Raw genomic sequence first — 7,694 nt, 5'->3', positions numbered from 1 at the left:
GCGGCCGAAGTGGCCGTGCTACGCGCCCCGCGCCTAGCCGTGGTGAGCACCGGCGACGAGCTGGTGGGCATCGGCGCCACGCCTCTGCCCCACCAGATTCGGCGCTCCAATGTGTATGCGCTGCAGGCACTTTTTGCCCAGGCGGGGGCCGAAGTGTCGCTGTTTCATCTTTCCGATAATGTGGAAGAGCTGCGCGACGGCCTCACTAAAATCCTTGGTGCCGGCTTCGATGCCGTGGTGCTGAGCGGTGCCGTGAGCAAGGGCCGCGCCGACCATCTGCCGGGCCTGCTGCGCGAGCTGCACGTGGAGGAAATATTTCACCAAGTGCAGCAGCGGCCGGGCAAGCCGTTGTGGTTTGGGGCGCGGGCGGGCGGGCCGGTGGTGTTCGGATTGCCGGGCAACCCGGTGTCCACGTTCATCACGGCCTGCCGCTACGTGCGGCCTTGGCTGGCCGCCGTGCAACAGCCCGCCAACACCAGCACTGCGTTGGCCGTGGCCGAAGCTCCGCAGCCGGCCGTGCTCACCGTCGATATTAACTTCAAGCCGGCTCTCACCCACTTCGTGCCCGTGCGCCTGACCGTGGACGCCGAAGGCCGCCGTCTGGCCACGCCCCTGCCCGTGGGCGGCTCGGGCGACATGCTGGGGCTGGTGGGGGCCACCGCGTTTCTGGAGCTGCCGCCCGAGCCGGCCGTATTTGCGGCGGGTAGCGTGTGGCCGGCGTGGGCACTGTAATTTTTTTGGAACCTCGGCCGTAGCAGGCCGTATGAGCAAGGGAGTCGCAGCGTCGGCGACTGTAACGGATGGAGCCCGGCGCATTGGCTCCCATCTACTTTTTCCACGTTGCTTTTTACGCCCATGCCGAATAAGAAAACGAGCACCGCCAAGAAAGACCCCTGCTGGAAAGGCTACGAACAGGAGGGCACGAAGAAAAAGGACGGCAAAACCGTTCCGAACTGCATCAAGAAAGACTAGCTTTCATCGCTACAATTTCCCCACAGGCCCCGTTTTGCGCCATTTAGCGGCGTGAAACGGGGCCTTGCTACGTCCACCGGAGCGGGTAGCGCTTTTCCGGGGTTGACGCGTATCTTTGCCTGAGCTGCTATCCAGAAAGACCGAGGGACCGGGCCCGATGACGTCTTGGCAACCTACCGCGAGTAGGTGCCAACTCCCGTTTCACCGCCGTTTTTGGTGAAAGAAGATGACAGCCGGAACTGTGCGCCTGCGCACGGGTTTCTTTCTGGATACGCGCTTTTGTAGCTATTCGACCCAGAAAAGAAATGCCCACTGCCACTCTCGCCGCCCCCTCCCCGCTTCCCGAGCTGCTCCGCCAGCGCCTGCTGATTCTCGACGGTGCCATGGGCACCATGATTCAACGCCACCCGCTCACGGAGGAGGATTTTCGCGGCACCCGCTTCGCCGACCACCCCAAACCCCTGCGCGGCAACAACGACCTGCTGAGCATCACCCGGCCCGACATCATCAAAGGCATTCACGCCGAATACTTTGCCGCCGGAGCCGATATGGTGGAAACCAACACCTTCAGCGGCACTACCATCGCGCAGGCCGACTACGGCTTAGAGCATGTGGTGTACGAGCTGAACTACGAGTCGGCCCGCTTAGCCCGCGAGGCGGCCGACGAGTATAGCACGCCTGAGCGGCCGCGCTTCGTGGCCGGCGCGGTGGGCCCCACCAACCGCACCGCCTCGCTCTCGCCCGATGTGAACCGCCCCGGCTTCCGCGCCGTGACCTTCGATGAGTTGGCCACCGCCTACTTAGAGCAAGTGCGCGGTCTCGTGGACGGCGGCGTGGATACGCTGCTCATTGAAACCATCTTCGACACGCTGAATGCCAAAGCAGCCCTCTACGCCGTGCAGAAGTTCTTCGACGAAGGCGGCCGGGTGGTGCCCGTTATGATTTCGGGTACCATCACCGACGCCTCGGGCCGCACCCTGAGCGGCCAGACGGTGGAGGCATTCTGGAACAGCATCCGCCACCTGCCCTTGCTGAGCGTGGGCCTGAACTGCGCCCTCGGCGCCGACCAGCTCCGCCAGTACGTGCAAGAGCTGAGTCGTATTTCCGACGTGCACATCTCGGCCTACCCCAACGCCGGTCTGCCCAACGCCTTCGGTGGCTACGACGAGTCGGCCCAGGAATTTGCTGCGCTGGTGGAGGAGTACCTAAAAGAAGGCATTGTGACGGTGGTGGGCGGCTGCTGCGGCACCACGCCCCAGCACATCGCCGAATTGAGCAAGCTGGCCGAGAAGTACCAGCCCCGCCAGCTTCCGTCCGAACTCACGCCCTCCACTCGCCTGAGCGGCCTTGAGCCGTTCACCATCAGAGAGGAAAGCCTGTTCGTGAACGTGGGCGAGCGCTGCAACGTGACCGGCTCGCGTGCCTTCGCCCGCCTCATCCGCACCGGCGCGTATGAGGAGGCGCTGGCCGTGGCCCGCCTGCAAGTGGAGGAAGGCGCGCAGGTGCTCGACATCAACATGGACGAGGGCATGCTCGATTCGGAGCAGGTGATGACCACCTTCCTGCACCTCATTGCCTCGGAGCCCGACATTGCGCGGGTGCCGGTGATGATTGACTCCTCGAAGTGGAGCGTGCTGGAAGCCGGCCTGAAATGCGTGCAGGGCAAGAGCATCGTGAACTCGATTTCGCTGAAAGAGGGCGAAGCCGCCTTCCGCGAGCGGGCCCACACGGTGCGCCAGTACGGCGCCGCCGTAGTAGTAATGGCCTTCGACGAGCAGGGCCAAGCCGACTCCTTAGAGCGCCGCATCGAAATCTGCCAGCGCAGCTACGACATTCTGACGAAGGAAGTAGGCTTCGACCCGGCCGACATCATCTTCGACCCCAACATCCTGACCGTAGGCACGGGCATGGACGAGCACCGCAACTACGCGCTCGACTTCATCGAAGCCGTGCGCTGGATTAAGGTCAACCTGCCCGGCGCGCTCACCAGCGGCGGCATTAGCAACATCAGCTTCTCGTTCCGCGGCAACGACGTGGTGCGCGAGGCCATGCACACGGCCTTCCTCTACCACGCCATCAAAGCGGGTTTGGATATGGGCATCGTGAACCCCGGCCAGCTTGGCGTGTACGACGAAATCGAGCCCCGCCTGCTGGAGCTGGTGGAAGACGTGCTGCTCAACCGCCGCGCCGATGCCACCGAGCGCCTCGTGGAGTTTGCCGATACCGTCAAGCAAAAGGATAAAGCCGAGGTGAAGGCCGACGAATGGCGCAGCCTGCCGGTGCAGGAGCGCCTGGCGCACGCGCTGGTGAAGGGCCTCACCGAGTTTATTGACGAAGACACCGAGGCCGCCCGCCAGGAGCTGGCCCGGCCCCTCGACGTGATTGAGGGCCCGCTGATGGCCGGCATGAACGTGGTGGGCGACCTGTTCGGGGCCGGTAAAATGTTCCTGCCGCAGGTGGTGAAGTCGGCCCGCGTGATGAAAAAGGCCGTGGCTTATTTGCAGCCTTACCTGGAGGCCGAAAAGCAAGGCTCGGACCGCCAGACGGCCGGTAAAATCCTGATGGCCACCGTGAAGGGCGACGTGCACGACATCGGCAAGAACATCGTGGGCGTGGTGCTGGCCTGCAACAACTTCGATATCGTGGACCTCGGTGTGATGGTACCGCTGGAAAAGATTCTGGACGAAGCCCAGAAGCAGCAAGTAGATGTTATCGGCCTCTCCGGCCTCATCACGCCTTCGCTCGACGAAATGGTATACGTGGCCCAGGCCATGGAAAAGCGTGGCATGAAGACTCCGCTGCTCATCGGCGGCGCCACTACCTCGCGCCTGCACACGGCCGTGAAAATCGCGCCGTCGTACAGCGGCCCCGTGGTACACGTGAATGACGCTTCGCGCTCGGTGGGCGTGGCCGCCGGCCTGCTCGGCTCGGGCGAGCGCGCCTACGCCCAGACGGTGGCCGACGACTACGCCGCCCTGCGCGCCGACTACGCCAGCCGCCAGCGCGAAAAAAACTACCTTCCCATCGAAGCCGCCCGCGAAAACGGCTTCAAATCGGACTGGAACACGGTTTCCATCACCAAGCCCAGCTTCCTCGGCACCAAAGTGCTCGAAGACTACGACCTCGCCGAGCTGGCCGAGTACATCGACTGGACGCCCTTTTTCCACACCTGGGAGCTAAAAGGCCGCTACCCGCGCATTCTGGAGGATGAAACGCTGGGCGAAGCCGCCACCAAGCTCTTCGCCGATGCGCAGGCCATGCTGAAGAAAATCATTGACGAGAAGCTGCTCACGGCCCGCGCCGTGCTGGGCTTCTGGCCCGCCAACACGAAGGATTACGACACTATCGAAGTCTACGCCGACGACTCGCGCGAGGCCGTGGCCACCGAGTTTTTCACGCTGCGCCAGCAGGGCGAAAAAGGGCCGAAAATTCCCAATCTCGCTTTCTCCGATTTCCTGGCGCCGAAGGAAAGCGGCCGCGCCGACTACCTCGGCGGCTTCGCCGTAACGGCCGGCATCGGCATCGAAAAGCTGATTGAACAGTTCGAGGCCGACCATGACGACTACTACAGCATCATGGTGAAGGCCCTGGCCGACCGCTTGGCCGAGGCCTTCGCCGAGCGCCTGCACGAGCGGGTGCGCCGCGAGTTCTGGGGCTACGCACCCGACGAGCATCTCACCGGCGAAGAGCTGGTGCAGGAAAAATACCGCGGGGTGCGCCCCGCCCCCGGCTACCCCGGCTGCCCCGACCACACTGAGAAAATCACCCTGTTCCAGCTACTCGACGCGGGCGCGAAAACCGGCATCACCCTCACCGAAAACCTGGCCATGTACCCGGCTTCCTCAGTAAGCGGCCTGTACTACGCCCACCCGGACTCGCGCTATTTCGGCCTCGGCCGCATTGGCCTCGACCAAGTGAGCGACATCGCGCACCGCAAGGGCATGGCCACCGCCGAGCTGGAACGCTGGCTGATGCCGAATTTGAACTACGAGCCGAAATAACCCCACCCCAACCCCTTCCCGCTGGGGGAGGGGCTTTGTACTATCTATCTCAAAAGCCCCAGTGCATCGCCTAGCACCTCTCCCCCGTGGGGAGGGGCCGGGGGTGGGGTTACCCATATGAAAGTTACCGACCACCTGGCCCGCGCCAAGGGCAAGACCCTGTTTTCCTTCGAAGTGCTGCCGCCCAAGAAGGGCGAGAACATCCACAACCTGTTCTCGAACATTGAGCCACTGATGGAGTTCAAGCCGCCGTTCATCGACGTGACCTACCACCGCGAGGAGTACGTGTACCGCCACCATCCCAACGGCCTGCTGGAGAAGAAAACCGTGCGCCGCCGCCCCGGCACTGTGGGCATTTGCGCGGCCATCAAAAACCGCTTCGACGTGGACACCGTACCGCACCTCATCTGCGGCGGCTTCACGAAGGAGGAAACCGAGAACGCGCTGATTGACCTGCACTTCCTGGGCATCGACTCGGTGCTGGCCCTGCGTGGCGACCCGATTAAGTCGGAAGGCGTTTTCAAGGCCGAGCCCGACGGGCACGCCTACGCCTGCGACCTCATCGGCCAGGTGGCCAACCTGAACAAGGGCGAATATCTGGACGAGGAACAGGACGATACCTGGGCCACCAACTTCTGCATCGGCACGGCCGGCTACCCCGAAAAACACTTCGAAGCGCCTAACTACGCCGCCGATATCCGCTACCTGAAGCACAAGGTGGACCGCGGGGCCGACTACATCGTAACGCAGATGTTCTTCGACAACGAGGAGTTTTTCAAGTTCGAGCAGAAGTGCCGCGAGGCGGGCATCACCGTGCCCATCATCCCGGGCCTGAAGCCGCTCACGGCCAAGAGCCAGCTCACCATGCTGCCCCGCTCCTTCTACCTCAACCTGCCCGAGCCGCTGGTAGAAGCCATCAGTCAGTGCCGCGACAACGAGGCGGCCCGCACCGTGGGCATCGAGTGGTGCCTGAACCAGAGCCGCGAGCTGATGGCCCACGGCGTGCCCTGCCTGCACTACTACAGCATGGGCAAGTCGGAAAGCATCCGGCGCGTGGCGGCCGAGCTGTTTTAGCCCGGATAAACGCTCCGTACATCTCTTTTTTGCACGAGCTATTTAATGGCCGGCAGCTGAATAGCTGCCGGCTTTTTCGTGTCCGGCAACAACCCAGTGTCATCACTCTGGCAGTACCTGAAAATTATACTTCCCAAGGGGATGTAATTATACTATATATTAACTATCAAACGTCAATTAATTACAATCAAAAAGCTATAACAGCTCGGTTTTACACTAAGGCAAACGTATGCCCAAATGTGCTTTTACCGCGCTGGCACTTTTTTCATTGGCCCAAAAAAAGCACAACAATATTTCTTAAAAATATAATTTTTACATTACCAACAAAGTGTACACTCATTAACGCCTCCGCATTTGGCCGTCTCCGGAGTTGGCGCAACGGCTACGCCGGCTCCATGTATAGCCTGCCTATCATCAGTGAGTTACCTAATACCTGCACGACTGCATCAGGAAGGCCCGTAAGCAGCCGGCGCAGTTGCAACCACAAAAAAAACAGCGCAACGCAAATCAGCGAATAGAACTTTATAGTATCTTGCAAGCCCGCAAACGTTTTCGAGCATCGTTTGTGCTTTCCGCTACTCTTGCAATTTCCTTCAAACCCACCCTTTTGATATGAAAAATTATATTTACTCTCTATTTATTGTAGCGGCAATAGGCAGTGCGGCTCCCGTTCGGGCCCAGAAAATGCATACTACCAAGTGGGAAAGCGGCATGCTCGACAAGCGGACGAAGGTGGGCGTGTGGGAATATTATGGCATCACGGCTTCGAAGGAGATGGTGGTGGTGCAGCGCTACGACCATTCGGCCAAAAAACTGCTGTTTTACCGGCCTTCAGGAGACCTGACGTTTAATACCGAGCTGGCGCCCGGCCAGTGGAAACGTCGGATGGTAGACCGCCCGCCCCTGTTCATTGGCGGCGACGCGGCGCTGGCGGCCTTCACCACGCAGCTGCAATACCCGCAGCAGGCTCAGGACCGCAACGTGCAGGGCCAGGTCACGATTGGCTTCGCGGTTGACACGCAGGGCAAAGCCACCAATCATCGCGTGCTGCGCGGCATTGGCGCGGGCTGCGACCAGGAGGCGATGCGCGTAGTGAAAAGCATTCCCGATGAGTGGGTGCCGGCCCAGGTGGCGGGCCAAGACATCGTGGCCGAATACGAACTGACACTAACCTTCCGGCTGGCGCAGCAGTAGCGGGCACAGACGGCCTTTTTTACCGTCATTTGCGACCTCACTACTGTGTTTGCGCTATGAAAGAAGAATTGCGTCGTCCGCTGCCGGGCCTGAAGACTTTTGCGGGTACGCTGCTGGCGGCAGCCTTGCTGGCAGCCTGCGACTCGACGCCGAATGAGCGGCGGGCAGCGGCCCGCAATGCCGGCCGCGAGCTGGACAGCGCCGCCCGCACGGCCACGCACAAGCTGGCCCGCATCGGCAAAGCCACGGCGGCTTATAATGAAGCTAACCGTACCCGCCGGGCCCGCCCCCTCGACCCACGCCAGCAACTGGCCATGGAAGCCAAGCTGCTTGGGCCTTACAACGGCCAGATTAATTCCCTCACGCCCCAGGACCTGCCGGCCGCCTACGGCCAGCTGGTACGCGAAACCCGCGCCCAGCGCGCCGCCTGGACCGACCGCGACTGGGACTACG

General features: G+C 61.7%; 5 protein-coding genes and 1 riboswitch. All 5 genes read left to right on the top strand.

All coding sequences use genetic code 11. The annotated features are described in order from the left end of the window. Positions 1-732, top strand: a 732-nt coding sequence (locus ACYVDE_RS10385; protein ID WP_460501443.1) for a molybdopterin-binding protein, incomplete at its 5' end; no start/stop codon positions are given. Between the two features lie 364 nt (positions 733-1,096). Beyond that, a riboswitch (SAM riboswitch) is annotated at positions 1,097-1,205 on the top strand. Positions 1,206-1,277: 72 nt separating this feature from the next. Continuing rightward, positions 1,278-4,973 (top strand): methionine synthase, encoded by a 3,696-nt coding sequence (gene metH, locus ACYVDE_RS10380; RefSeq protein WP_460501442.1) that lies wholly within the window; start codon positions 1,278-1,280, stop codon positions 4,971-4,973. 117 nt (positions 4,974-5,090) lie between these two features. Further along, the gene (gene metF, locus ACYVDE_RS10375; protein WP_460501441.1) at positions 5,091-6,047 is read left to right on the top strand and encodes a methylenetetrahydrofolate reductase; all 957 of its coding nucleotides are present in this window, start codon (positions 5,091-5,093) and stop codon (positions 6,045-6,047) included. 684 nt (positions 6,048-6,731) lie between these two features. Further along, entirely contained in the window at positions 6,732-7,241 is a 510-nt protein-coding gene (locus tag ACYVDE_RS10370) for an energy transducer TonB (protein ID WP_460501440.1), read from the top strand. A gap of 56 nt (positions 7,242-7,297) precedes the next feature. Continuing rightward, the coding region (locus ACYVDE_RS10365) for a hypothetical protein (protein ID WP_460501438.1) at positions 7,298-7,694 on the top strand (397 nt) is incomplete at its 3' end.

This window comes from Hymenobacter agri, assembly GCF_054778495.1.
Note: the sequence above shows the minus strand (reverse complement) of the source record. Positions and strands in the feature narration are given on the sequence as shown.

Excerpts from the sequence above, each read along its gene's own strand:
- metF (WP_460501441.1), top strand. The coding sequence starts at position 5,091 with ATGAAAGTTACCGACCACCTGGCCCGCGCCAAGGGCAAGACCCTGTTT.
- metH (WP_460501442.1), top strand. The coding sequence starts at position 1,278 with ATGCCCACTGCCACTCTCGCCGCCCCCTCCCCGCTTCCCGAGCTGCTC.
- ACYVDE_RS10370 (WP_460501440.1), top strand. The coding sequence starts at position 6,732 with ATGCATACTACCAAGTGGGAAAGCGGCATGCTCGACAAGCGGACGAAG.